The sequence below is a fragment of the Pantoea allii genome (assembly GCF_046529425.1).
GTDB lineage: Bacteria > Pseudomonadota > Gammaproteobacteria > Enterobacterales > Enterobacteriaceae > Pantoea > Pantoea allii.
In genome coordinates this window covers 1,545,405-1,570,006 of the sequence record NZ_CP125958.1, presented here as the reverse complement: position 1 = coordinate 1,570,006, position 24,602 = coordinate 1,545,405, and the positions used below count along the sequence as shown (strand labels likewise).

At 53.9% G+C, this 24,602-nt stretch carries 23 protein-coding genes and 1 pseudogene; 10 read left to right on the top strand and 14 right to left on the bottom strand.

All coding sequences use genetic code 11. The features are described 5' to 3' along the window. Positions 1-9: 9 nt before the first annotated feature. The 3 genes from QNH99_RS07680 to lrhA form a co-directional block, all read right to left on the bottom strand. Positions 10-687 (bottom strand): NuoB/complex I 20 kDa subunit family protein, encoded by a 678-nt coding sequence (locus tag QNH99_RS07680; RefSeq protein WP_006120026.1) that lies wholly within the window; start codon positions 685-687, stop codon positions 10-12. Positions 688-702: 15 nt separating this feature from the next. Then, on the bottom strand, positions 703-1,140 hold the full coding sequence (locus QNH99_RS07675; protein ID WP_410517515.1) for an NADH-quinone oxidoreductase subunit A: 438 nt from the start codon (positions 1,138-1,140) through the stop codon (positions 703-705). A gap of 645 nt (positions 1,141-1,785) precedes the next feature. Continuing rightward, entirely contained in the window at positions 1,786-2,709 is a 924-nt protein-coding gene (lrhA, locus tag QNH99_RS07670; protein WP_013026515.1) for a transcriptional regulator LrhA, read from the bottom strand. 961 nt (positions 2,710-3,670) lie between these two features. Between lrhA and QNH99_RS07665 the strand changes: the two genes are divergently transcribed. Further along, positions 3,671-4,888: a pyridoxal phosphate-dependent aminotransferase gene (locus tag QNH99_RS07665; protein ID WP_063880299.1), complete on the top strand. Its 1,218-nt coding sequence runs from the start codon at positions 3,671-3,673 to the stop codon at positions 4,886-4,888. Between the two features lie 70 nt (positions 4,889-4,958). Then, positions 4,959-5,558, top strand: coding sequence for a 5'-deoxynucleotidase (yfbR, locus tag QNH99_RS07660; protein WP_096010882.1), 600 nt, complete (start codon positions 4,959-4,961; stop codon positions 5,556-5,558). A gap of 30 nt (positions 5,559-5,588) precedes the next feature. Here the strand turns inward: yfbR and QNH99_RS07655 are convergent, their stop codons facing one another. The 3 genes from QNH99_RS07655 to yfbV all read right to left on the bottom strand — a co-directional run bounded on the left by QNH99_RS07655 (position 5,589) and on the right by yfbV (position 7,350). Next, positions 5,589-6,248: a sugar phosphatase gene (locus tag QNH99_RS07655; RefSeq protein ID WP_410517514.1), complete on the bottom strand. Its 660-nt coding sequence runs from the start codon at positions 6,246-6,248 to the stop codon at positions 5,589-5,591. 13 nt (positions 6,249-6,261) lie between these two features. Beyond that, on the bottom strand, positions 6,262-6,756 hold the full coding sequence (locus tag QNH99_RS07650; RefSeq protein WP_096010884.1) for a YfbU family protein: 495 nt from the start codon (positions 6,754-6,756) through the stop codon (positions 6,262-6,264). Positions 6,757-6,900: 144 nt separating this feature from the next. Continuing rightward, positions 6,901-7,350: a terminus macrodomain insulation protein YfbV gene (gene yfbV, locus QNH99_RS07645; RefSeq protein WP_410517513.1), complete on the bottom strand. Its 450-nt coding sequence runs from the start codon at positions 7,348-7,350 to the stop codon at positions 6,901-6,903. 333 nt (positions 7,351-7,683) lie between these two features. Between yfbV and ackA the strand changes: the two genes are divergently transcribed. Then, entirely contained in the window at positions 7,684-8,886 is a 1,203-nt protein-coding gene (ackA, locus tag QNH99_RS07640) for an acetate kinase (RefSeq protein ID WP_410517512.1), read from the top strand. Between the two features lie 84 nt (positions 8,887-8,970). Beyond that, positions 8,971-11,100: a phosphate acetyltransferase gene (gene pta, locus QNH99_RS07635; RefSeq protein WP_063880305.1), complete on the top strand. Its 2,130-nt coding sequence runs from the start codon at positions 8,971-8,973 to the stop codon at positions 11,098-11,100. 49 nt (positions 11,101-11,149) lie between these two features. Here pta and QNH99_RS07630 read toward each other — a convergent pair whose 3' ends face one another. After that, positions 11,150-12,235: an ABC transporter ATP-binding protein gene (locus QNH99_RS07630; protein WP_283379277.1), complete on the bottom strand. Its 1,086-nt coding sequence runs from the start codon at positions 12,233-12,235 to the stop codon at positions 11,150-11,152. Positions 12,236-12,500: 265 nt separating this feature from the next. After that, positions 12,501-13,574, bottom strand: a complete 1,074-nt coding sequence (locus QNH99_RS07625; protein WP_371874991.1) for a PLP-dependent aminotransferase family protein — start codon at positions 13,572-13,574, stop codon at positions 12,501-12,503. A gap of 58 nt (positions 13,575-13,632) precedes the next feature. On the opposite strand from QNH99_RS07625, the gene QNH99_RS07620 reads away from it, so the two are divergent. Next, positions 13,633-13,779: a chaplin family protein gene (locus QNH99_RS07620; protein WP_371873607.1), complete on the top strand. Its 147-nt coding sequence runs from the start codon at positions 13,633-13,635 to the stop codon at positions 13,777-13,779. Here QNH99_RS07620 and QNH99_RS07615 read toward each other — a convergent pair. Next, positions 13,755-13,922, bottom strand: a pseudogene (locus QNH99_RS07615) (GntR family transcriptional regulator); the annotation flags it as partial. The gene QNH99_RS07620 and the pseudogene QNH99_RS07615 overlap by 25 nt on opposite strands. Positions 13,923-14,112: 190 nt before the next feature. On the opposite strand from QNH99_RS07615, the gene QNH99_RS07610 reads away from it, so the two are divergent. The 4 genes from QNH99_RS07610 to QNH99_RS07595 all read left to right on the top strand — a co-directional run bounded on the left by QNH99_RS07610 (position 14,113) and on the right by QNH99_RS07595 (position 18,663). Further along, positions 14,113-15,375 (top strand): 4-aminobutyrate--2-oxoglutarate transaminase, encoded by a 1,263-nt coding sequence (locus QNH99_RS07610; RefSeq protein ID WP_063880308.1) that lies wholly within the window; start codon positions 14,113-14,115, stop codon positions 15,373-15,375. A gap of 117 nt (positions 15,376-15,492) precedes the next feature. Continuing rightward, on the top strand, positions 15,493-16,518 hold the full coding sequence (locus QNH99_RS07605; RefSeq protein ID WP_063880309.1) for a polyamine ABC transporter substrate-binding protein: 1,026 nt from the start codon (positions 15,493-15,495) through the stop codon (positions 16,516-16,518). Between the two features lie 44 nt (positions 16,519-16,562). Beyond that, positions 16,563-17,828, top strand: a complete 1,266-nt coding sequence (locus QNH99_RS07600; protein WP_096010890.1) for an ABC transporter permease — start codon at positions 16,563-16,565, stop codon at positions 17,826-17,828. A gap of 10 nt (positions 17,829-17,838) precedes the next feature. Next, positions 17,839-18,663: an ABC transporter permease gene (locus QNH99_RS07595; RefSeq protein WP_410516425.1), complete on the top strand. Its 825-nt coding sequence runs from the start codon at positions 17,839-17,841 to the stop codon at positions 18,661-18,663. A gap of 390 nt (positions 18,664-19,053) precedes the next feature. On the opposite strand, the gene yfcD is transcribed toward QNH99_RS07595, so the two are convergent. Together yfcD and yfcF are read right to left on the bottom strand one after the other, a co-directional pair. Beyond that, positions 19,054-19,578: an NUDIX hydrolase YfcD gene (yfcD, locus tag QNH99_RS07590; RefSeq protein WP_096010891.1), complete on the bottom strand. Its 525-nt coding sequence runs from the start codon at positions 19,576-19,578 to the stop codon at positions 19,054-19,056. A gap of 104 nt (positions 19,579-19,682) precedes the next feature. Beyond that, entirely contained in the window at positions 19,683-20,324 is a 642-nt protein-coding gene (gene yfcF / locus QNH99_RS07585; protein ID WP_063880313.1) for a glutathione transferase, read from the bottom strand. A 182-nt stretch (positions 20,325-20,506) separates the two neighbouring features. Between yfcF and QNH99_RS07580 the strand changes: the two genes are divergently transcribed. Further along, positions 20,507-21,406, top strand: coding sequence for a TIGR01777 family oxidoreductase (locus QNH99_RS07580; protein WP_218995456.1), 900 nt, complete (start codon positions 20,507-20,509; stop codon positions 21,404-21,406). A 33-nt stretch (positions 21,407-21,439) separates the two neighbouring features. On the opposite strand, the gene QNH99_RS07575 is transcribed toward QNH99_RS07580, so the two are convergent. Genes QNH99_RS07575 through dalD form a run of 3 tightly spaced genes read right to left on the bottom strand, consistent with a single transcriptional unit; the run spans position 21,440 to position 24,487 of the window. Further along, positions 21,440-22,717, bottom strand: a complete 1,278-nt coding sequence (locus QNH99_RS07575; protein WP_063880315.1) for an MFS transporter — start codon at positions 22,715-22,717, stop codon at positions 21,440-21,442. A gap of 34 nt (positions 22,718-22,751) precedes the next feature. Next, on the bottom strand, positions 22,752-23,075 hold the full coding sequence (locus QNH99_RS07570; RefSeq protein ID WP_410517511.1) for a hypothetical protein: 324 nt from the start codon (positions 23,073-23,075) through the stop codon (positions 22,752-22,754). A 20-nt stretch (positions 23,076-23,095) separates the two neighbouring features. Next, a complete protein-coding gene (gene dalD / locus QNH99_RS07565) occupies positions 23,096-24,487 on the bottom strand; it encodes a D-arabinitol 4-dehydrogenase (protein ID WP_410517510.1) in 1,392 nt (463 codons plus the stop codon). Positions 24,488-24,602 lie beyond the last annotated feature (115 nt).

Sequence of the window (24,602 nt, the reverse complement as noted above, 5' to 3'; positions counted from 1 at the left end):
ACGGTTAACTTAAACTTCGTCTGGTGTACGCAGGTTGGTTACTGCAATACGTTCGCCACGCTTACGTTCACGCTCAGACTGCATATTGGCACGATAAACGCCCTGATCACCGACCACCCATGACAGGGGACGACGCTCTTTGCCAATCGACTCCTGCAGCAGCAGTAGCGCCTGCATATAGGCTTCAGGACGCGGCGGGCAGCCTGGGATATAAACGTCAACCGGCAGGAACTTATCCACGCCCTGCACGACAGAATAGATATCGTACATGCCGCCTGAGTTGGCACAGGCACCCATGGAAATGACCCATTTCGGCTCCAGCATTTGATCGTACAAACGCTGAATCACCGGGGCCATTTTGGTAAATGGCGTACCGGCGATCACCATAAAGTCAGCCTGACGTGGAGAAGCACGCATAACCTCAGCACCAAAGCGCGCCACATCGTGCACGGCGGTGAAAGAGGTCGTCATCTCAACGTAGCAGCAGGAAAGACCAAAGTTGTACGGCCACAGGGAATTTTTACGTCCCCAGTTCACCATGTCGTGCAGGGCATGTTCGAGCTTGCCCATGTAAACGCTGCGATGAACGTGCTGCTCCAGCGGATCGCTGACGATTTCCTGCTTTTGCAGAGGGTAACGGTCGTTCTCACCACCGTTTGGGTCTATGCGGGTGAGCGTATAGTCCATCTTATTGCCTCTCTTTTACTGCTTGTGAGGATTGGTGTGACTTACCGTGGGAGTTTTAACCACGATTCGGCGGCGTGCAGGCGTCCAGTCCAACGCGCCAATGCGCACCAGATAAACCAAGCCCGCCAGGAGCACCAAAATGAAAATTGCGGCTTCCGCAAAGCCGATCCATCCACTTTCGCGGATTGAAGTCGCCCATGCGTATAAAAAGAGAGCTTCTACGTCGAAGATAACGAAGAACATCGCCACCAGGTAGAATTTTGCTGACAAGCGGAGGTGAGTATCACCGACAGATTCAATGCCGGACTCAAAAGGTGTGTCTTTGTAACGGGCACGCGCTCTGCCGCCAAGCAGCCATCCTCCGGTTAACATAAACGCACAGAGGCCAAATGCAATGACGATAAAAACGACGAATGCCCAATGCTGAGCGATGATTTCGGTGGTAGTTAACATACTCTTTGCTTACTCATCAAAAGTGGCGCTGGCATCCTGCTCGGGTTCTGGCAGCAAACTCACCACATCGATTCAAAGGGAAGGATAAAAACCTTACAAATTTTGCTGTTACTCTGAAATAAGCAGCAATTTTATGGGGTTTTTTACTCCTTTCTATAACCTTTTGTCAACTTAGACAAAAGTATCCAAACTTTATTTTACACCTGCATCATATTATTAACATATGATGCGCGTGTTTCCAGCTAAATCGCTTCAGTCTGTAAGGGTAATTTTAGTGTAGCGGGTATTTGCGCGCATGGATCGTGCATTTAACCCCCATATTTTGACAGGATTTTCAGGCTTTTCCTTCCCTTTGGAATGGCTATTTTGTTGATCCAGAACACAGAATTATCTTTTTTGTGTTAAATTTCAGCAGTTATCAGACTGATTCGAATCAACTATTTCACATTTTACAGACGTCCTTCTCTCACGTCCGCTCGATTGCGGGTGGCTGACAGCAAGTAAAGACAACACCTCGAAAATCGGTTTTTTTGCGCAAGAAAAAGCCTAAAAAAAAGCCCCCTGTCCTTTTTACAGGACAAGAGGCGTATTTACAGAGGTTATCGTGCTGCTAAATTGCGCATTTTTTGCAAAAGAATGCGGTATTTACTCTTCATCATCCAGCAACAATGTGCCATCGGCATTGGCCACCATGTTGTAAGGATCGTGCGTAGACTGCATAGCATTAAAGATCGCCAGCGCCAGCTCGTTATCACTGTCAGCATTGCGACACAGCAGATATTGCGTATCAGGTAATACCGGTAAGCCTTCAGCGGCACCCATGACACGCAATTCCGGGCTCATCATTTCTACCGGACGCGCCGTTACACCTAATCCTGCTTTCACCGCAGCGCGCACGGCCGCCAGGGTTGATGCAACGTAGGAGATACGCCACGGAATACCAGCTTCATTAAGATGGTCAATCGCCATATCGCGGTACGGGCTTGGCTCATCAAGTAATACCAGTGGAATCGCTTCCCCACGCTGGAACACGTAATCCGCCGCGCAGTACCACAAGGTCGGCGACGTGCGCAGGACCTGGTGAGTAAAGTTACCCGGGCTGGAGGTCGTGACAACTAAATCGACTTCGCCCTGGTTCAGCATTTCCATCATAAAGGGATTGCGTTTCACGCGAACATCAATCGCCAGTTTTGGATAGACAGAGGTCACGCGGTTTAACAGGAATGGCAGAATGGTGTCGGACGTATCGTCAGAAGCGCCAATCGTCAGTACGCCCTGGATGTTGCTGTACATCAGGGAAGTACAGGCTTCATCGTTAAAACGCAGGATTTTCCTGGCATAGCCCAGAAGCTGAATACCGTGTTCTGTTAACAACTTGTTGCGGCCATGTCTGGCAAACAACTCTTTACCAACCAGTTGTTCCAGACGTTGCATCTGCTGACTTACTGCCGATTGCGTTCTGCACACCGCAGCAGCGGCGGCTGCAAAGGTGTTCAAATCAGCAACAGCAACAAAAGTTCGGAGCAGATCGAGATCGAGATTGAGTATCGGACGATTTGCATTAGTCATGTTTTTTTCTTCACTTATTAGATTTTTAAGAACTACTATCCTGGTGTTATTACATGCTTATCAAAGCGATAAGCGGTAATGATGCTTCATGGCGTCCCGGCAAAGGGCCGACATAAAATTTACTTACGGAGGAAGACGGAACTTCCCTGCAAAACAAGGAAACCGGCTCCTGAAGACAGAGACAACTTCTGTGCCGAAGGCACGGGATGCAAAAATGCGGGAAGCTGTGTAGTTGTCTTTTTTCTACCCCCAAAATGCGGTTAAGCAGGGGTAAACAGGTCTGGAATACGCTAACGGTGTGTAGCGTTTAATCTCATCAAATAGTAAATTATACTTAATCATTTTTGACCGCAAAATGGAAATGTTTTTATGAAAAGCATTGCATATTTTGATCAAATCGCATCTTACATTCATCCTTGTCCCTCCTGAGCGGACGTAACCTGCCGGAAAACAGTAAATACGACTTTTCATTGTCGAAACATGCATTGAAGATGCTCTGCATTATTTCTGTCGGCCTTAATAATCGTTAAAAAAACCTTAGATATAAATGCGTTAACATCAAGAGCAACCGTTGTTTTTCAGGTTACTCTGATTAACTGTGGTCAAAGCCGCGCAAATTTTATGCATTAATAAAGCATAATTAAACTATTTCGCTCATGACGCATTGCGCACACTCAGATTGTGTCACGGCCTTCAGGTTCATTATCGGCATAATAAAAGCAGACATTACCCAGCGCTCAACTTTTACTCACAGAACAATAAACCAGGAAAGCCTTATAAACCAAACGTTTCAACCGGACTGCATGATAACCAATATGCATTACGTCGTCTGCCCGAAGACAAAGATGCTGAACACGCCAAAACCGTTTCTTGCCCTTCTTTTGTAGGCCTGAGGAGAGTACATTGTGCAGGTTTGTTTTCAGCGGCAGGCAAAAGGATTCTGCACATTAAGGCGGCCACAATGACTTTTCAAATTGATAAATCCGGCAAACTGGACAATGTCTGTTACGACATTCGTGGGCCGGTTTTAAAAGAGGCTAAACGCCTTGAAGAAGAAGGTAATAAAGTTCTTAAGTTGAACATCGGCAATCCGGCACCTTTTGGTTTCGAAGCGCCGGATGAGATTCTGGTTGATGTCATCCGCAATCTCCCCAGTGCGCAGGGGTACTGTGATTCCAAAGGGCTGTATTCTGCCCGCAAAGCCATTATGCAGCACTACCAGGCGCGCGATATGCGCGACGTTACGGTCGAGGACATTTACATCGGCAATGGTGTGTCAGAACTGATTGTCCAGGCTATGCAGGCGTTACTGAACAGCGGTGATGAAATGCTGGTGCCTGCGCCCGACTATCCGTTGTGGACCGCCGCCGTGTCCCTGTCGAGCGGCAAGGCCGTGCACTATCTGTGTGATGAATCCGCAGGCTGGTTCCCGGATCTTGATGATATCCGCAGTAAAATCACGCCGCGCACCCGTGGCATTGTGATTATCAATCCCAATAACCCCACCGGTGCGGTTTACAGCAAAGAGCTGTTAATGGAAGTGGTTGAGATTGCCCGTCAGCATAACCTGATTATTTTTGCTGACGAAATCTACGACAAAATTCTGTATGACGCGGCACAGCACCATTCTATCGCTGCGCTGGCACCGGATTTACTGACCGTCACCTTTAATGGCCTGTCTAAAACCTACCGCGTCGCGGGTTTCCGCCAGGGCTGGATGGTGCTGAACGGCCCTAAAAAGCATGCGAAAGGCTATATCGAAGGCCTGGAAATGCTGGCATCCATGCGCCTGTGTGCCAATGTACCGGCGCAGCACGCGATTCAGACTGCGCTGGGTGGCTACCAAAGCATTAGTGAATTCATTGTGCCCGGTGGACGGCTCTATGAGCAGCGCCAACGTGCCTGGGAACTGATCAACGAGATCCCCGGCGTCAGCTGTGTGAAGCCGCAGGGCGCGCTCTACATGTTCCCACGTATTGATGCTAAAAAATTCAATATTCACGACGATCAGAAAATGGTGCTGGATTTCCTGTTGCAGGAGAAGGTCCTGCTGGTACAGGGCACGGCGTTTAACTGGCCGTGGCCCGATCACCTGCGAATCGTCACGCTGCCACGCGTTGACGATCTGGAGATGGCGATCAATAAGTTTGGCCGTTTCCTGCAGGGCTACCGTCAGTAGTCCTGTTGCGCCTATACTGATGTGATGTCGGGGAGAGCTCGCCTCTCCCCTGTTGCAAACAGGAACCACCATGACTCAAAGCCATTTCTTCGCCCACCTTTCCCGTCTCAAACTGATCAACCGCTGGCCGCTGATGCGTAACGTACGCACCGAAAACGTCTCGGAACACAGTTTGCAGGTGGCGATGGTTGCCCATGCCCTGGCCGCCATTAAGAACAAGAAGTTCAATGGCAATCTCAATGCCGAGCGCATCGCTATGATGGCGCTGTATCACGATGCCAGTGAAGTGCTGACCGGCGATTTACCGACGCCGGTGAAGTACTACAACGCGCAGATAGCCCACGAATACAAAAAGATTGAAAAGATTGCGCAGCAGAAGTTGATTGAGATGCTGCCGGAAGAACTGCAGGATATTTACCGCCCGCTGATTGATGAGCACCTGCACAGTGAAGAAGAGAAAGCCGTGGTGAAGCAGGCCGATGCACTTTGCGCGTACGTAAAATGCCTTGAAGAGCTGTCGGCCGGCAACAATGAATTTTTATTAGCAAAGGCGCGGCTGGAGAAAACCCTGAGCCAACGTCGCTCACCCGAAATGAGCTATTTCGTCGAGGTGTTTATTCCCAGCTTTAGCCTGTCTCTGGATGAAATTTCGCAGGATTCGCCGCTCTGATACGGGCGGCTGCACGCCGCCACGTTCTGCTTAGTCTTTACTGTGAAAAGCAAACTTGCCCGTCGTCTGTTGGGTGACCACCAGCGATGTCAGTGAGGTCAGGCGCAGCGCCACCTCATCGATGCGTGGTGTATCATCTGGCGCATTGGCGGCAATGACAGCACAGCCTGCCGCCAATCCTGACATCACACCAGCAGGCGCGTCTTCGACCACGACACAGTCGGCCGGAGAGAGTTTCAGCATTTTTGCCCCAAGTAAGTAAGGATCGGGTTCCGGTTTGCCCTTTGCCACCTGCTCAGCCGTAATAAACACGGCAGGCTGCGGTAATCCTGCTGCTTTATGGCGCGCATGTGCCACCGGCACGGAACCTGAGGTGACAATCGCCCAGGGGATCTGCAACGCATCCAGTTGCGTGAGCAGCGCTTTTGCGCCTGGCAGCGCCTGCACGCCGTCGGTGTCTTCTGCTTCTGTTTTTTCCAGCGCCAGAAACTCAGCCTGTATCGCTTCTTCTGACTGGCCCGACATGAAGTGGCGCAGTGAAGTAATAGCCTGCTTACCGTGAATGAAGTCCAGAATTTCATTAGCCGCAATGCCATGACGTGCACCCCAGTTGCTCCAGGCACGTTCTACCGCCGGTAGTGAATCAACTAAGGTGCCATCTAAATCAAATAAAAAACCACTGTACTCCACGCGTCACTCCTCATCAGGCGTTAATGATTTGCGCAATCTCGTTTACGCTTAAATGGTATTGGCGAGGACAAGTCTGCCACAAAGCCAGCATCCGTTGATACTTTTCCCACATCGGCGTTTGCGCATTAAAGCCGTGCGTGCCGGCATCAAAATGGGTATAGCGCCCTTCGGTATTCACCATAAAACGCACGTAGCCCAGATAACGCGATTCCGTGGCGGCATCAAAACCCAGGAACGCCAGACGTCGTGGATCGATGTCGCCTTCGGCTTTAAGGTTTGACCAGGAAACCTGCAGCGCATGGTGCATCTCCATAATGTCGATGAGCGTGCGGCAGGTTTCTTCGGGTAGTTTGCCAAATTCTTTATCCAGTTCACGCATCTGCAGGCCGTAACCACGCTCAATGATGGTTTGGTAGCGACGAAAACGTTCGGCGTTCTCCGGCTCCAGCATCGCCATGATTTTGTACTGGTTTGTCAGGATCAAACGTTGTGCATGGGTCATTTCCATCATCTCTTCCTCAAGCCCGCTGGCCGTTCAGGTTTTATACGATGGAAGGATAATTACACAGGGGAAACGATGTGGGCGTTGCCACATCGCTTTTCATTGATTTAAGCGCGGGTTTGGGTGCAATAATTTGCCGCACGGCGCAGATTAAAGATCGTCCAGAAATGTCCGGTCCAGTTGCTTGAAGGCACGCTTAAGCAGATCGGCCAGCGCCTGGTATGTGGGTTTCCCCTCAACCGGGGCAATCGCCTGCCCTGCGGCTTCCAGTTTCGTGCGCACCTCGTGAAACCAGCGCAGCAGCGTGGGCGGCAATGGCGTGACCGAACGCTTACCTAACCACCATAAACCCTGCATGGGCAAACTGCAGGCGAACAGGGCCGTCGCGACCGCTGGGCCAAGTTGGCCACCCATCGCGATTTGCCACGTTAACGTAAAGATCGCCAGCGGCGGCATAAAGCGAATTGAAAACCGTGTCGCCGAAGAGACACGATTTTCAGGAAAGACTGGCGCCAGGCGTTTATCGTTGGGCCAGGTCTTCATATAATGCTGTCCGCGTTGAAACATCCGGAACCAGCCGGTGTGAGATTCATTCGCCATGGCTCGCCTCAACTAATGCTGTATTTTTTGAAAAATAATTATAACGACACAACTTTACGTAACATCCTTCAAATGTTTTTGTCTTTAAAGGTGACTCCGGCTATTCTGTCGCCGATTTAACAACGTCCCTGCCGCAACTTTCCTTGTAACAGAGACGACAAGGCCCGTTTTAAGCGAATTTTCAAATTTATGCGTAAAAACTCAAATTTTTTTGCGTAAAACGCACTATTTTGACCTGGGTATGACTTCTGTCATTAATCTGGCTGCTTCAATGGGCTACGCTGTAAGTCTGATTGCGTTATTTTTAGCCACTTTTAACAAATAGGTACTTCCATGTCGAGTAAGTTAGTACTGGTTCTGAACTGCGGCAGCTCTTCCCTTAAGTTTGCCATCCTTAATCCCACCAGCGGTGAAGAATTCCTGTCTGGCCTGGCAGAATGCTTCCACCTTCCCGAAGCGCGGATTAAATGGAAACTTGAGGGCCAGAAGCAGGAAGCCCCTCTGGGTGCTGGCGCTGCCCACAGCGAAGCGCTGAATTTCATTGTTAAAACAATTCTGGCACAAAAACCAGAGCTTTCAGCACAAATCGCAGCAATAGGTCACCGTATTGTTCACGGCGGCGAAAAACTCACGCAGTCAGTGGTCATTTCTCAGTCTGTCGTGCAGGGTATCAAAGATGCGTCATCTTTTGCACCACTGCATAACCCAGCCGGCCTGATCGGTATTGATGAAGCCATGAAAACCTTCCCCCATTTGTCCGACAAGAATGTGGCGGTTTTCGACACGGCTTTCCATCAGACAATGCCGGAAGAGTCCTATCTTTATGCGCTGCCGTATGCGCTTTATAAAGAACATGGCCTTCGTCGCTATGGCGCGCACGGCACCAGTCACTACTATGTGACCCACGAAGCGGCAAAAATGCTCAACAAGCCGCTGGAAACGTTGAACATTATTACCTGTCACCTCGGTAACGGTGGGTCTGTTTCTGCTATCCGTAACGGTGAGTGTGTGGATACCTCTATGGGGCTGACACCGCTGGAAGGCCTGGTGATGGGTACCCGCAGTGGCGACATCGATCCCGCGATTATTTTCTTCCTGCACGACACCTTAGGCATGAGCGTTGACGCCATCAACAAAATGTTGACCAAAGAGTCCGGCCTGTTAGGGCTCACCGAAGTCACCAGCGACTGCCGTTATGTGGAAGATAACTATGCAACGAAAGCGGATGCCAAACGCGCGATGGATGTCTTCTGCCATCGTCTTGCCAAATACATTGGTAGCTATACGGCGCTGATGGACGGCCGTCTTGATGGTGTAATCTTTACCGGTGGTATCGGCGAAAATGCGGCAATGGTGCGCGAGCTGACCTTAAATAAACTGGCGCTGCTTGGCTTTGAGCTTGACCACGACCGCAACCTGGCGGCACGCTTTGGCAAGTCAGGTTTTATCAATAAAGAAGGCACCCGCCCGGCTGTGGTGATTCCGACTAACGAAGAGTTAGTGATTGCCCGCGACGCCGCACGTCTTACCGCCTGATCTCCTTTCGCCGTCAGCCCATGCTGACGGCGTTGTTTTGACACCCAGTGAAATCTGAGAGGTTCAATCGTGTCACGTACAATTATGCTCATTCCGACCGGCACCAGCGTCGGTCTGACCAGCGTTAGCCTTGGCGTCATTCGCGCCATGGAACGTAAAGGCGTTCGACTGAGCGTTTTCAAACCCATTGCTCAACCGCGTGCGGGCGGCAATGCACCAGACCAGACCACCAGCATTGTGCGCAAGAGTTCAGGCATTCCGGCCGCAGAGCCGTTGCCAATGTCCCGCGTGGAATCGCTGTTGGGGTCAAATCAGCAAGATGTGCTGATGGAAGAGATTATTGCCCGCTACCACGCCAATACCCAGAATGCTGAAGTGGTCCTGGTCGAGGGCTTAGTCCCCACGCGCAAGCACCAGTTTGCCAACGCTCTGAACTATGAAATCGCCAAAACGTTAAACGCTGAAATCGTCTTTGTGACCGCGCTGGGCAACGATTCGCCTGCACAGCTTAAAGAGCGTATTGAACTGACGCAAAGCAGCTTTGGCGGGTCAAAGAATAAAAACATCACTGGCGTGATCATTAACAAACTGAACGCGCCGGTCGACGAACAGGGCCGCACGCGCCCCGACCTGTCAGAAATTTTCGATGATTCGTCAAAGGCCAGCATTGCCAACATCAATCCTGACCAGCTGTTTGCCAACAGCCCACTGCCCATCCTGGGTTGTGTGCCCTGGAGCTTCGACCTGATTGCCACCCGCGCCATTGATATGTGCCGCCACCTTAACGCCCGGGTCATTAACGAGGGTGAACTTCAGACGCGCCGCGTAAAATCAGTGACGTTCTGCGCACGCAGCATTCCGCACATGCTTGAGCACTTCCGTCCAGGCTCGCTGCTGGTCACCTCTGCCGACCGTCCTGATGTGCTGGTTGCTGCCTGCCTGGCGGCAATGAACGGTATTGAGATTGGTGCCATCCTCTTAACCGGTAACTATGAAATTGATGAGCGCATCGCCAAACTGTGCGAACGTGCCTTCCAGACCGGCCTGCCGGTATTTATGGTGAAAACCAACACCTGGCAAACCTCGCTTAGCCTGCAAAGCTTCAACCTTGAAGTGCCCGTGGACGACACGCAGCGTATTGAGAAAGTCCAGGAGTACGTTGCCAGCTACATCAATGCTGACTGGGTTGAATCCCTGACGGCCACGTCTGAACGCAGCCGTCGCCTGTCACCGCCGGCCTTCCGCTATCAGTTGACCGAGCTGGCACGCAAGGCAGGCAAACGCATTGTGCTGCCGGAAGGGGATGAACCCCGCACCGTCAAAGCGGCAGCCATCTGCGCCGAGCGCGGCATCGCGACCTGTGTTCTGTTAGGCAATCCGGATGAAATCCAGCGCGTTGCGGCAGCTCAGGGCGTTGAGCTGGGCAAAGGGATTGAGATTGTTGATCCCGAAGTGGTTCGCCAGAACTACGTTCCACGTCTGGTCGAACTGCGTAAAAGCAAAGGCATGACCGAAGTGGTTGCTCAGGAACAGCTGGAAGATAACGTGGTGCTGGGCACCATGATGCTGGAAAGTGGTGAAGTCGACGGGCTGGTCTCCGGCGCAGTGCATACCACTGCAAACACCATCCGTCCGCCGTTACAGCTGATCAAAACCGCACCCAACAGTTCGCTGGTCTCATCGGTGTTCTTTATGCTGCTTCCGGAGCAGGTGCTGGTCTACGGCGACTGCGCGATCAACCCGGACCCCACCGCTGAACAGCTGGCAGAAATTGCCATTCAGTCTGCCGATTCCGCCAAAGCCTTCGGCATCGATCCGCGCGTCGCGATGATCTCCTACTCAACCGGTAACTCAGGTGCAGGTAGCGACGTGGAGAAAGTGCGCGAAGCAACGCGACTTGCCCAGGAAAAACGTCCAGATCTGGTGATTGATGGTCCGTTGCAGTATGACGCGGCGATTATGGAAGACGTGGCAAAATCCAAAGCCCCCAACTCGCAGGTTGCCGGTCGCGCAACGGTGTTTATTTTCCCGGATCTCAATACCGGTAATACCACCTATAAAGCGGTACAGCGTTCAGCTGACCTGATTTCAATCGGGCCAATGCTGCAGGGCATGCGTAAACCGGTCAACGACCTGTCACGTGGCGCGCTGGTGGATGACATCGTCTACACCATCGCTCTGACGGCGATTCAGTCGCAGCAGGCTGAAGGCTAAGTTTCCATGGCTGAACAAGAGCATGCAGACTGCATGCTCTTTTTTTTGCCTATTGCAGCGTAACGTCAAGCGCGCGCAGGTGCTGAGGCTGCCAGGACAGTCTCACTTCACTGCCGGCCTTCCAGTCGGGTGACACCTCAGATGCGGCCATTTTCACCATAAAATTCCCCTGCCCGGCAACCTCAGTGAGCATTCTCACGTGATCCCCCAGATAGATAAACTGCTGTATCCTGGCCTGAACAGACTGTTCGCCCGGTTTGTCGGCGTTCACGTTGATGCGTTCTGGGCGAATACTGAGCTGTATTTTCTTACCAGGCGAGCTCGGGCGCACCTTCAGCGCATCCAGCTGAACACCGTTATCCAGCGTCACCTGATAATAATCGCCATGCTGTCCCGACTGCGTGGCCAACAGGCTGTTATTTTCGCCGATAAACTGCGCCACAAAGGCGTTATCGGGCTGCTCATAAAGTTTATGCGGGCTGTCCATTTGCTGGATCATTCCATCATTGAAGACCGCCACCCGGTCTGACATGGTCATGGCTTCACTCTGGTCATGCGTGACATAGACAATGGTTAGCCCGAGCATGCTGTGGAGCTGCTTAATCTCCATCTGCATGTGCTCGCGCAGTTGTTTATCCAGCGCGCCTAGCGGCTCATCCATCAGGATCAGTTTGGGTTCAAAGACCAGCGCCCGCGCCAGGGCCACGCGCTGCTGCTGCCCCCCAGACATCTGCGCGGGATAGCGGTCTGCCAGCGAAGTGAGTTTAATCATATCCAGCACCCGCTTAACCCGCACACTGATATCGGCTTTGCTCAAACGGCGAATCGACAACGGAAACGCCAGATTTTCCGCCACCGTCATGTGGGGAAAAAGCGCATAGTTTTGGAATACCATACCGATATCACGTTGATGCGGCGGCAAGGTGTGAAGGGGTTTATCACGCAGCAGGATTTCACCATCGGTGGGCGTTTCAAATCCGGCCAGCATCATCAGGCTGGTGGTTTTCCCGGAGCCAGATGGCCCTAAAAGAGTCAAAAACTCCCCTTCTGCCACATCCAGATTGAGGTTGCGCACCACCAGCTTGTCGCCGTCGTAGCTCTTTTTGATGTTGCGAAAACTGACAAAATTTCTCATGGCGTACTCTCGTAAACAGGATAAAAAAGGTGTCGGCACGATTCATGCATCATCCTTTTGACGTGCGAATTCTGGCGGGCCTTTTTTTAGCACTACCACAACGCCTTTGATTTGCACAAGCAGAATTTGACAACAGGAAAAGAAACGGCTTACAAAATCACTTTGCAGGCCATTGTATTTTATTGTCTTTTTATATTTAACATTAATTCAACGTGAGATTGCTCACAGAATCAGGCAATCCAGGGTGATGCACGCTGATGGTGCCTCAGGGCGAAACTGAGGCAATTTGCAGATGATGTTCCAACCGGGCAAGGACAGGCGCAAAGGCGGCGGGGATATCTGCCTCGTTAACGCAGGCGTAGCCCAGCAGCAAGCCTCGCTGCGGCGTCCCTTGCAGGTAGTAGGATGAAAGCGGACGCGTTAACACACCGCACTGTTCTAACTCTGCGCTGAAGGCCACATCGTCGATGCTGTCGGGCAGCCTGAGCACCAGATGCAAACCTGCATTGCTGTGGTGCACAATCCAGTCAGCGCCCAGCGAGGTGCTAATCACCTCCACCAGCACGGCCCGGCGACGGCTGTAAATCTGCCGCATGCGCCGAACGTGGGCCGCATAGTGCCCTTCCCGAATAAACTCCGCCAGGGTGAGCTGCACCAGGCCGTAGCCGCCACGATACAGCTCTGAGTGTGCCATTTTCATGCGTGCGGCCATGGATTTAGGCACCACCATGTAGCTGAGCCGGATGCCCGGGTACAGCGTTTTGCTGAAGGTGCCCAGATAGATCACTGGTGCATCCGCCGCCAGGCCCTGTAGCGCCGGGATCGGGCTACCGGTAAAACGAAACTCACCATCGTAGTCATCTTCCACCACCCAACTGCCGCTGCTTTTGGCGCGCTCCAGTAATTCATGGCGCCGTTGCAGGCTCATCACCGCACCCAGTGGGTACTGGTGGGAAGGCGTCACACAAATCAGGCGCGGTACCGGGCTGTCCGGCTGCTCAGGGGGCAAAACCAGCCCCTGGTCGTCAACCTGAGTGGGAATCAGCGTCACCCCATTCACCGCCAGCACATTACGAATTCCCCAGTATCCCGGCTCTTCCACGATAGCCCTGTCACCGGGATCGCAGAGCATTTTCGCCAGCAGATCCAGCGACTGATGCGTTCCGGCGGTGACCAGGATCTGCTCGGGGCTGCAGTTCACCGATCGGATCACCCGCAGGTAATCGGCCAGCGCCTGTTGTAACTCGACGCAGCCGCCGTGGCTGGCATAGCTAAGATTCTCAACCGGCAGCCGCCGGCTGAGGCGAAGCTGTATTTTTCGCCAGATGTCGTGCGGCATATGGCTGACGTCCGGTACGCCGGGCATAAACGCGCCCCACTGATGGCTCCCGGCACCGCTGTTCGCCAGCAGACGTGAACCCCGTCGCGACAGCCGGACGGGTTTCATCGGCGGCGTTACCGGCCTGACCAGCGGCTCTCCCGGTGCCTGTTCCGGTAATACCGCACTGACGAAGGTGCCGCTTCCGGTACGGGTTTGTAAGTAACCCTCAGACTGAAGCTGTTCATAAACTGCCAGCACGGTGTTACGTGAGACTGCGAGTTCACGAGCAAGGTCGCGGCTGGCGGGCAGTCGCGTCGCGGTGGCAATGGCTCCATCCTGAATGGCTGACTGCAAAACATCATACAATCGCTTATTCAGCGTACCGCCGGAAAGCGAGGCCAGACGTTGTGCAAGCAGGTCACCGAGTAAGCTTCGCAAAATTGGTACCTCAAAATAAAAAAAACTGGCTCTGGATTATAAAACCCTGAAAACGCTAAAAAGCAAGGAGGCAGATTCCACTGTAACAATATGGCAACAAACACCATGAGGTCGCGTTATGAGTAACAGTGAAGTTCAGGTTCGTCGTCTCAATGCTACGCCGCGCGGCGTGGGCGTGATGTGCGATTTCTATGCGGTGAAAGCAGAAAACGCCACGTTATGGGATCATCAGGGACGCGAAATTATCGATTTCAGCGCAGGCATTGCCGTGCTGAATACCGGACATCGCCATCCCAAAGTCATCGCCGCCATCAAAGAACAGCTCGACCATTTTACCCATACCGCGTTTCAGGTCGTGCCCTACGAAAACTACATCGCCCTGGCAGAAAAACTGAATGCGCTGGTGCCGGTGAATGGGCCCGCCAAAACCACTTTTTTCTCCACCGGGGCGGAAGCCGTTGAGAATGCGGTGAAAATTGCACGCGCCGCCACGGGCCGTCCTGGCGTTATCGCCTTTACGGGGGCTTTCCACGGTCGCACCAACATGACGATGTCGCTGACCGGCAAAGTGGTCCCCTATAAAACCGGTTTTGGCCCTTTTGCCAGCTCAGTATTTCACGCCCGCTACCCGAATGCACTGCATGGCTGCAGCGTGGATGATGCACTGGAAAGTTTGCAGGCCATTTTCCGCTGCGATATCAGCCCACAACAGGTGGCGGCCATTATCTATGAACCGATTCAGGGTGAAGGCGGCTTTAATGTGGCACCGCCCGCCTTCGTCACCGCTCTGCGTAAGCTGTGCGATCAGCATGGCATTTTGCTCATCGCCGATGAGATTCAAAGTGGCTTCGCCCGCACCGGCAAGCTGTTTGCCAGTGAGTACTATCCCGACGTGCAGCCAGACCTGATCACAATGGCAAAAAGCCTGGCGGGTGGTATGCCGCTGTCGGCGGTATCAGGACGGGCTGAGGTGATGGATGCGCCGCTGCCCGGCGGTCTGGGCGGCACCTACGCCGGCAGCCCACCGGCCATTGCCGCCGCGCTGGCCGTGCTTGAGGTGATTCGCGATGAGAACCTCAGCGAGCGAGCCCTGCAACTGGGTGGGCAACTGGTTGAAACCCTGCAAGGTGCAGGCTGTAAAGCGCTGGCAGAGGTGCGCGGTCATGGTTCAATGATCGCCGCTGAATTCATGGATGGCGCAGGCAAGCCCAGTGCGGACATCGCCAAAGCGATTCAGCAACAGGCGCTGGACGAGGGGCTGCTGCTGCTCACCTGCGGCGTGCACGGCAACGTGATCCGCTTCCTCTACCCGCTCACCATCCCGGACGCGCAGTTCCGCACGGCACTGAACCTGCTGAACCGTATTCTGGGCAAGTATTGAGTTTCGCGTTCTGCCACGCCGCCCGTTCCGCAGCGTGGCAGTACCCTGGCATTAAGATTGCAAAGCAAACACCGGGCAGAGAATTCTGCCCAAATATAATAATTCAGGAGTCCGGGGATGATGAAAAATATAGCGGCACTGGTTCTGGCGGCGGTGGCTGTCCAGGCGCAGGCCGAAAACCTTACGGTGGTTTCTTTCGGTGGTACCAACAAAGACGCGCAGGATAAAGCGTTTTATAAGCCTTTTATGGCCTCAGGTCATGACGGCATAGAAGCGGGTGAATATAACGGTGAGATGGCGCGCATCCGTGCCATGGTCGAAACCAAACAGGTCGGCTGGGACGTGGTCGAGCTCGAAACCCCGGAACTGGAACGTGGTTGTGAAGAAGGGCTGCTTGAAACGCTGGACTGGAGCAAGTTGGGTAACAAAGCCGACTTTGCCAAGGGCAGCGTAAGCGAATGTGGCGCAGGCTTCTTCGTCTGGTCTACCGTACTGACCTACGATGGCAACAAGCTAAAAACGGCCCCAACCAGTTGGGCGGATTTTTGGGACGTGAAAAAATTCCCGGGCAAACGCGCCTTGCGTAAGAGCGCGAAATACACGCTGGAAATTGCGCTGATGGCGGATGGCGTGAAGCGCGAAGACGTTTATAACGTGCTGGCAACCCCGGCGGGCGTGGATCGTGCCTTTAAGAAGCTGGATCAGCTCAAGCCGAACATTCAGTGGTGGGAATCGGGCGCACAGCCCCTGCAGTGGCTGGTTTCAGGCGACGTAACGCTGGCGTCGGCCTATAACGGTCGCATCGGCACCGCCCAGGCAGAAGGCCATAACTTTAAAATCGTCTGGGATGGCAACCTGTACGACTTCGACAACTGGGCCATTGTGAAAGGCTCAAAACACAAAGCGCTGGCGGAAAAGTTTATTGCCTTCACGCTGAAACCCGAAAACCAAAAGGTCTATGCCGAAAATATTCCTTATGGCCCTGCCAATATCCAGGCTGGCAAGCTGCTGGCTGCCGATCGTTTAGCCCAACTGCCCACCGCGCCTGACAATATGGCCAAGGCGGTTCAGGTGAACGCGACGTTCTGGCTGGAACATGGTGAAGAACTGGAACAGCGCTTTAACGCCTGGGCCGCGAAATAACCCTCTGCCGGACCCGCTCCGGCAGCACCATTGAGGAGGTCGGCATGAGTCAAAACCCCGTTATGGATTCAGCGCCCGTAAGACGCACGGAAGGCGCATTCAGTCTGCGTCACAAATTCAACCGGGCTGGTTGGATCAAAACGCAGCGCTCCCTGCTTTTAGTTGCCCCTTTACTGATTTTCGTCGTGGTGTGTTTTTTATTTCCCATCGGCTCGATTCTCAGTATGAGCGTGAATAACCCTGAGCTTAAAGATGGGCTCCCGCAAACCAGCCAGGCCTTAACCAAGTGGGATGGCAAGGCGCTGCCGGATGAAAGCCTGTTTGCCACTATGGCAAAAGAAGTCAGCGCGGCGCGTGAACAGGGCCAGATTTCCGGCATTGCTAAGCGGTTAAGTTATGAAGACAGCACCTTTCGTCGGCTGATCCTGGCCGTCCCTCGCCAGGCTCCCGAGGATGGCCTTAACGTCAAACAAACGTTGATCGACAAGCAGCCGATGTGGGGAGAGCTGTCCACCTGGCAAACCCTGAAACGCGTGGCCAAACCTTATACCAGTTATTATCTGCTGTCGGTGTTTGACCATAAGGTCGATGCCAAAACCGGCGACATCACACCACAGTCGCCCGATCAGGCGCTTTATGTGAATGTCCTGCTACGCACATTGTGGATGGCGACCGTCGTCACTTTATTGTGCGTCGGCCTGGGCTATCCGCTGGCTTACTGGCTGGCGAAACAGCCGTCTAACCGGGCCAACCTGCTGATGATTATGGTGCTGCTGCCCTTCTGGACCTCATTAATTGTGCGTACCGCGAGCTGGATTGTGCTGCTGCAGTCTGGAGGATTAATTAACCGGACCTTAATGGCAACAGGTCTCATCGACAGCCCGCTCACGCTGGTGTTTAACCGGGTCGGCGTCTACATCTCGATGACACATATCCTACTGCCCTTCATCGTGCTGCCTCTGTATGCGGTAATGAAAGGCATTTCCCCCAGCTATGTCCGTGCTGCCGTGTCGCTGGGTGCGCATCCCTTTGTGGCCTTCTGGCGCGTCTATGTCCCACAGACATTTGCCGGGATTACCGCAGGTGCGCTACTGGTGTTCATGATGGCGATTGGCTACTACGTGACACCTGCCCTGTTAGGCGGGCCGGACGATCAAATGGTCAGCTACTTTGTTGCCTTCTTTACCAACAGCACCATGAACTGGGGCATGGCCGCCGCCTTAGGTAGCCAGTTGTTGATTATCGTGACGTTGCTGTATGTGGTGTATTCACGTGTCACCCGGACTTCATCCGAAGCTGCGGTGCGTTAAGGAGCGAATGATGAGACAACAAGGTTCAACGTTGCTGCGGGTCTGGCGCTACCTGTTTAATTTCTACGGCGCAGCGGCACTGCTGTTTTTGATTGTGCCTGTCCTGGTCATCGTGCCGCTGTCATTTAACGAAAGTTCGTTTCTGAGCTATCCGCTAAGTGGCTTTTCACTGCGCTGGTATGCGGCCTTTTTTCACTCGAAGGAGTGGATCGGTGCGCTAATGAACAGCCTGCTGGTTGCCCCACTGGCGACGCTGCTGGCCAGCGTCCTCGGGGTGCTGGCCGCTATGGGCCTGGTACGCGGTGAGTTTCGCGGAAAAGCCCTGGTGATGGCGATCATTATCTCTCCCATGGTTGCGCCCGTAGTGATCATCGCCGTTGGCATGTTTTTCTTCTTCGCCAAACTGTCACTGCTGAACAGCTATCTTGGGCTGGTACTGGCCCATGCGCTGCTGGGCGTGCCCTTTGTGGTGATCACGGTGATTGCCGTGCTGAAAAGTTACGACACAAATCTGACGCGGGCCGCCGCCAGCCTCGGTGCCTCGCCGCTGCTGGCGTTTCGTAAAGTCACCCTGCCGCTGATTGCACCCGGCGTATTTTCCGGCGCGTTATTCGCGTTTGCGACCTCATTTGATGAAGTGGTCGTGACGCTATTCCTTGCCAGCCCAACGCAGCGGACATTGCCGATTCAGATGTTTGCCGGTATCCGCGAAAATCTCGATCCCACCATTGCAGCGGCCGCCACTATCATGATTGCGGCTTCGCTTTTATTACTGATCGTGATGGAAGTGCTGCGGCGGCGCGGGGAAAAGATGCGCCAGGCGCAACCGGCTTAGATCACCCTCAGTATAAGGGTGCGCATTGTACCACCGCCCACGCGGTTAACCTGTGGGCGGTGGTACGATTAGGACAGTGCGCATCCTGCCGCTGTCAGCCTGACAGGCGCACAGTCACAGCAAGCGCTGAACCGGCCCTGCGCCTTGTCATCGTCCGGTGAAGGTGAACCGCACCGTTGACCCATAACCGCTTTCCTGTTCTGACAGGCCGACTAGCATAAATCCCCTGCCCGTTTCTTGCGCGCAAGGTGAATGGACGGCGTTGCCCTGACAACGCGACTGATGGCTAAAAGACGGGGAGCTGATAATCAGGCGGGAATGCGGCGGCGATTAAAACAGAGGACTAGCTTTGCGAACGGCCATGACCGCGCGCAAAGCTAACAGAAGGTATCAGTGACTGTTTTCGTTGTTACGACTCAGCCATAAAGATAAGGCTTTAAGCGAATCATCGGTAAACTCATCACAGCGCGCGGTGATTTCATCCGGGGTCATCCAGAAGATTTCATCCACCTCTTCTTCCTGCATGGCAAAGGGGCCGTGCGACACGCAACTGAATAAGCCGCCCCAGACGCGGCAATGCTCATCTTCAAAGTAGAATTTGCCATGTTCTGCAAAGGGAACATCCGCAATGCCCAGCTCTTCTTCGGCTTCGCGTCGCGCAGATTCCAGCATGTCCTCGCCACTCTGCACCACGCCACCGGCAGTTGCATCCAGTTTACCCGGCATAAAATCTTTGATTTCAGTACGGCGCTGAACCAGTATTTTGCCCATACCGTCATGAACCACGATATAGGTTGCGCGGTGACGTAAGCATTGCGCGCGCATCTGCGCACGCGTAGCCTGTGCAACGACTTCATTCTCTTCGCTTACGATATCGACCCATTCGATTTCGCCACCAGCAATGTGATCCACCATCCGTAACCCTTTCCTGTTTAGCGTGTCTTTATGCACGCGCTGTTTGCCACGTTTTTATCAGTCGTAAGGTAATCACTTATGACGGGTTGAGCAAGCGCCGATCGCTAGCGATTTTTGCCGCTTTCCGCTAACCATAACTGGACTGATGCTCGCTGCCATTGAAACTCGGCATAATGTTGTAAACGCGCAGGCAACGTATCACCATGCAGCGCCAGTCGATTAAGCATGACAGCCAAATCGGTATCTGCAATGCACCACTCACCAAATAAATTTTGCTGCCGCTCCGGTAACAGGCGCTGTACGGCGGCGATCAGTTTATCCGCCGCTTCCAGTGCCGCTGGCGACAACGGCGCAAAGTGCTCTCCCGCAAACAACACCTCGGTAGGACGCTCCTGGCGAATCGGCATCAGATCGCTGCGTAGCCAGGCCTGAATTTGCCGGGCGCGCGCACGTTTCTCGCGATCTTTGGGATAAAGACGTTCGTACTCGGGGGCGGCAAAACGCTCCTCAAGGTATTCGCAGATCGCCGAGGATTCACTCAGCATAAAGTCATCGACCTGTAAGGTCGGCACACGGCAGGTTAACGACAGATCGCGGTAGGTTTCCGCACGCTGCTGGTTTTGCGATAAATCGAGACGCTTTACGCTAAAAGGCACCCCTTTTTCGCTGAGCGCAACATAAGCCGACATGACATAAGGACTAAAGAAAGATGAATCTGACCACAGGGTGATGGAAGGGTAATTCATCTGCTACCTCGAATGGCTAAAAGGGGTGCCTCATGTTTACCGACTTTTATTTCTGAAAACAACCAGGCGCTGGTCCGATGTTTGGGGTCAACTCGCTAAATTACGAAGCGGCTCACGCCACACGGGTACGACTCTTCTATGATGAAGTAAGCAAAAAATAAAAAATCAGACGGAGCCGCACTATGCATATCTTAATCACCGGTGGAACCGGGCTTATTGGCCGCCATCTTATCCCACGTTTACAACACTTCGGTCACGAGGTTAGCGTGGTCACCCGCGACGTGGCCGCCGCACGAGAAAAGCTGGGGGAGGATATCGCGCTCTGGTCAGGCCTGGCGCAACAGCAGTCGCTTGACGGCATCGATGCCGTCATAAATCTGGCCGGCGAACCCATCGCTGATAAACGCTGGACCGAGGCGCATAAACAGCAGTTGTGCGAGAGCCGCTGGCAAATCACGGAACGCATCACCTCACTGATCAATGCCAGCACCACACCACCGCGCGTCTTCATTTCGGGATCGGCGACGGGCTTTTATGGCAACAGTGGCGACGTCGTATTAACCGAGGATGATCCCGGCCAAAATGAGTTTACCCACGAGCTGTGTGCCCGCTGGGAGCAGTTGGCGCTGACCGCTCAAACAGAGCGCACGCGCGTCTGCCTGCTGCGAACCGGTGTCGTGCTGGCGCGCGAGGGCGGCGCGCTGAGTAAAATGAAACTGCCGTTTAAACTGGGTATCGGTGGCCCTATCGGCAGCGGCAAACAGTATATGCCGTGGATTCATATTGATGACATGGTCAATGGCATTATGTGGTTGCTGGACAATGACGACTGCAGCGGCCCTTTTAACATGGTTTCGCCCTATGCCGTGCGCAATGAGCAGTTTGCCGCCACGCTGGGCGAAGTGATGCACCGCCCTGCTTTTATGCGCACCCCAGCCAGTGCCATAAAACTGATGATGGGTGAATCTTCTGTGCTGGTGCTGGGTGGGCAACATGTGCTGCCCAAACGACTGGAGGCGTCGGGTTTTCGCTTCCGCTGGTATGAGCTTCAGGATGCGTTACAGGACGTGGTAAAAAACTGAGCGACAGAGGGGAGCATGGCGCTCCCCTGTCGTTTACTGCGACGTGACGGCGGGTTTTGACTTCACCCTACGCAGCGCGCCGTGATTCGGTTGCGGGACGCGAATGATAAACGTCAGCACACCAGCAAACACATACAGACCGGTGTACGCCCAGACCACGCCGACGATATCAAAAAACGGCAGCATCACCGAGGCGATCGCGGGCGCGACAAAATTGCTCATGCCGGCAGACAGGTTATATACCGAAACGGCCGCGCCCTGATGATGCGGCTCCAGCGTGGGGAAAACCGCCGTCATCGGCACAAAGGCTGCAACGAAAATCCCCAGCATCACGGCGGGAATAAGGGCGACCAGGAAATTGTGACCGGCATAGACAGGCAGGTAGTAGAACGCCAGGCTGGAAACAGCCATTCCCAGGCAGCCAAACCAGCGTACCTGGCGAATCCAGCCAATACGTTCGCCCATGATGCCCCAGAAAATATTGGTAAAGATGGTCACAAAGAAGAACACCGCCCAAATTTGTAGCCACTCCGACAGGGTAAACCCAAGGCGGTCCACAAACAGCAGCGGCATGATGATGGCAAAGCCAAACAGCGACAATGTGTTAATGATGCGGATAAGGCAGGCATAAAACACATGCTGGTTGGTGAACAGGATGGTCACCGCTCGCGACATCTCCGTCATTTTTTCCCGCAGAGGCAAGTTGACGCGAGAACGATCGACCGGCACGTTGCGCAGGCTAAAGTACGCCAGCAAGCCGCCGCAGGTGACCCAGCCAATCGCCAGCCATAATGTGCCGGTTTCACCAACGGAAGGGATAATCAGGCTTGGCAGATAGCTTCCCACTACGCCGATCCCCACCGAATACATCGCCCAGAACCAGCCCGTGGCGGCAGCCAGCCTTTCCCGTGGCAGGACCTGCACCAGCATCATCATGAATGAGTAGATAAACAGCGGATAGGCCAAACCACGAATACCATAGAACAGCACCATGAGCGGATAATTACGCATCCCTAACCCCAGGCTCATAAACAGGGCATGCATGACCACCCACAAAATAAAACCAATCAGCATGGCGCGCTGCGGGGTAATCAGCTCCGCCACCACACCTGACGCCCATGCCGCCAGCGCCACGGCTAAACCGTAAAAAGTGAACACCAGCGCCGACTGGCCTGGCGTGAACCCCATATCGGTAATATGGCGTGACAGGAAAGCCATCTCGAAGCCGTCACCCGCCATAAAAACGGCAATAGCCACAAATCCCCAGATCAGATGTTTGGGCAAGCCAAACCAGTACGCAGTAGAGTGCATGACGATGGTCCTTCTCTGTTCGGTTACAGGTTAATCAGGTCAGCGAGCGAGACTGACATGGTTGACGGTAGAGCCACGGCACTGTGTAAGGCGGCGCTAAAGCCTCTGGTCCTGGGCAGAAAACGCCAGGATTTGGCACGTTGAGGTACATTTGCGCGTCCGCCCGCTCATGACCCGCCGCATTGACGAGATGTATAACGATGGTCAGCGCCAGCACCGCGACGTTCAGGCAGCTGCGCGTTACCCGCTTCATGGGCTCTGCTCTGCCCGGTGCGGATAAGATGCGGCATGTTCCGATGCCATGCTGCTGCCGTGATTTCACCATCGGCGCTTTTAGCGCTGAGCGGCCAATATCCATAGCCAGAACCAGTCATCTCCCTACACCACGGCAAGAAGTTGCTCTGGCTGGACCAACCATGTTTCCAGCCCGGCCACGGTCGTGGTCAGCCGCGCATGAAAATCGTCAGACGCGGCCAGCTCACCAAACAGGGAAGACTGGCTCATATATGCCGCCAGCGGATCGGTGCGGGCAAACCACTGCTGAATCACGTCGGGTTGCAGCACGCCATCCTGATAGTCATAGGGCAGCTCTCCCCGGGCCCAACGCTGCAAAAACAGATAGAACAGCGCGGGTAGCACCAGGCTGGCGGCTGGCGGCGTGCCGCGCCGGTAACATTCCTGCAAGGTCGGCGTCACCATCGCGGGAATTTTTGACAGGCCATCCGCCGCCACACGTTGGTTGGTGTCTTTGATCCACGGGTTACTGAAGCGAGACAACACCACATCCCGATAGTCCGCCAGGTTTAGCGGGCTGGGAGAGAGCGAGGGAATGACATCCTGAGAGACGTATTCCCAGGCCATCTGGTGGATGGCTTTCTGTCGGGTGCTTTCATCGATGTAAAGCAAGCCGATAAGGGTTCCCGCCCAGGCAATTGCACTGTGGGTGGCGTTCAGGATACGGATTTTGGCCTCTTCCCAGGGCAGCACCGAGTCCACCAGCTCGACGCCAACCTGCTCCAGCGCCGGACGCCCGGCAATAAAATCGTCTTCAATGACCCACTGAATAAAGGATTCCGCCATCACCGGCACCGCATCATCTTTACCTGTCGCGGCCTGAACCCGCTCAGCGACATCTGCCGTGGGGCGCGGGGTGATACGGTCAACCATGGTATTTGGCGATGTCGTCTTCTCGCGTACCCACTCGGCCAGGCGATCTGCGCCCTTCGCCGCCAGGAAAGCTAAAAAGCCCTGGCGAAAACGTTCACCGTTATGACGCAGATTGTCGCAGTTCAACAGCGTTACGGGTGCACCGCCGTTGGCAACACGTGCCGTCAGGATGCGCACCAGCGCGCCATACAGCGTCCGTGCCTCGCCGTTAAGATCCGCACGGATATCGGGCTGCTGCAGGTCCAGTTCATGCTCCGGCGTTAAATAGTAACCGGCTTCGGTCACGGTAAACGCGATCACCCGGGTTGCCGGATCGGCACCCTGCCGCACCAGCGCGCTGATCCCTTTGTCCCACGGCAGAACCTGACGAATCGAGGTGATGGTTTCGTAATCGCGATCGCCTTCTGGCGTGACCGTTTCCAGCACATATTCGCCTTGCTGCGCAGCCAACTGCGTGAGTAACGGCGTGGCATCATCGCGGATATTTCCCAGGGCGATATGCCAACGGCTGTCGCCCTGCTGCATCAGTCGATGCAGATACCATGCCTGATGAGCACGATGGAACGAGCCTGCGCCGATATGCATCCAAACTGACGTTGTCATCACGACCTCTTTAAGCATTTGTTTAACTAGAGGGCATTTGCCCGGATACACATATGTTAATCAGAGGTTACGTCGATGTACTGTGATTAATTTCACATTTAAAACATTCGCCCAG

Bases quoted from the DNA above. Each gene is read 5' to 3' on its own strand.
- QNH99_RS07680 (WP_006120026.1), bottom strand. From the start codon at position 687: ATGGACTATACGCTCACCCGCATAGACCCAAACGGTGGTGAGAACGAC.
- QNH99_RS07675 (WP_410517515.1), bottom strand. From the start codon at position 1,140: ATGTTAACTACCACCGAAATCATCGCTCAGCATTGGGCATTCGTCGTT.
- lrhA (WP_013026515.1), bottom strand. From the start codon at position 2,709: ATGACTAATGCAAATCGTCCGATACTCAATCTCGATCTCGATCTGCTC.
- QNH99_RS07665 (WP_063880299.1), top strand. From the start codon at position 3,671: ATGACTTTTCAAATTGATAAATCCGGCAAACTGGACAATGTCTGTTAC.
- yfbR (WP_096010882.1), top strand. From the start codon at position 4,959: ATGACTCAAAGCCATTTCTTCGCCCACCTTTCCCGTCTCAAACTGATC.
- QNH99_RS07650 (WP_096010884.1), bottom strand. From the start codon at position 6,756: ATGGAAATGACCCATGCACAACGTTTGATCCTGACAAACCAGTACAAA.
- yfbV (WP_410517513.1), bottom strand. From the start codon at position 7,350: ATGGCGAATGAATCTCACACCGGCTGGTTCCGGATGTTTCAACGCGGA.
- ackA (WP_410517512.1), top strand. From the start codon at position 7,684: ATGTCGAGTAAGTTAGTACTGGTTCTGAACTGCGGCAGCTCTTCCCTT.
- pta (WP_063880305.1), top strand. From the start codon at position 8,971: ATGCTCATTCCGACCGGCACCAGCGTCGGTCTGACCAGCGTTAGCCTT.
- QNH99_RS07630 (WP_283379277.1), bottom strand. From the start codon at position 12,235: ATGAGAAATTTTGTCAGTTTTCGCAACATCAAAAAGAGCTACGACGGC.
- QNH99_RS07625 (WP_371874991.1), bottom strand. From the start codon at position 13,574: ATGCCGCACGACATCTGGCGAAAAATACAGCTTCGCCTCAGCCGGCGG.
- QNH99_RS07610 (WP_063880308.1), top strand. From the start codon at position 14,113: ATGAGTAACAGTGAAGTTCAGGTTCGTCGTCTCAATGCTACGCCGCGC.
- QNH99_RS07605 (WP_063880309.1), top strand. From the start codon at position 15,493: ATGATGAAAAATATAGCGGCACTGGTTCTGGCGGCGGTGGCTGTCCAG.
- QNH99_RS07600 (WP_096010890.1), top strand. From the start codon at position 16,563: ATGAGTCAAAACCCCGTTATGGATTCAGCGCCCGTAAGACGCACGGAA.
- QNH99_RS07595 (WP_410516425.1), top strand. From the start codon at position 17,839: ATGAGACAACAAGGTTCAACGTTGCTGCGGGTCTGGCGCTACCTGTTT.
- yfcD (WP_096010891.1), bottom strand. From the start codon at position 19,578: ATGGTGGATCACATTGCTGGTGGCGAAATCGAATGGGTCGATATCGTA.
- yfcF (WP_063880313.1), bottom strand. From the start codon at position 20,324: ATGAATTACCCTTCCATCACCCTGTGGTCAGATTCATCTTTCTTTAGT.
- QNH99_RS07580 (WP_218995456.1), top strand. From the start codon at position 20,507: ATGCATATCTTAATCACCGGTGGAACCGGGCTTATTGGCCGCCATCTT.
- QNH99_RS07575 (WP_063880315.1), bottom strand. From the start codon at position 22,717: ATGCACTCTACTGCGTACTGGTTTGGCTTGCCCAAACATCTGATCTGG.
- QNH99_RS07570 (WP_410517511.1), bottom strand. From the start codon at position 23,075: ATGGATATTGGCCGCTCAGCGCTAAAAGCGCCGATGGTGAAATCACGG.
- dalD (WP_410517510.1), bottom strand. From the start codon at position 24,487: ATGACAACGTCAGTTTGGATGCATATCGGCGCAGGCTCGTTCCATCGT.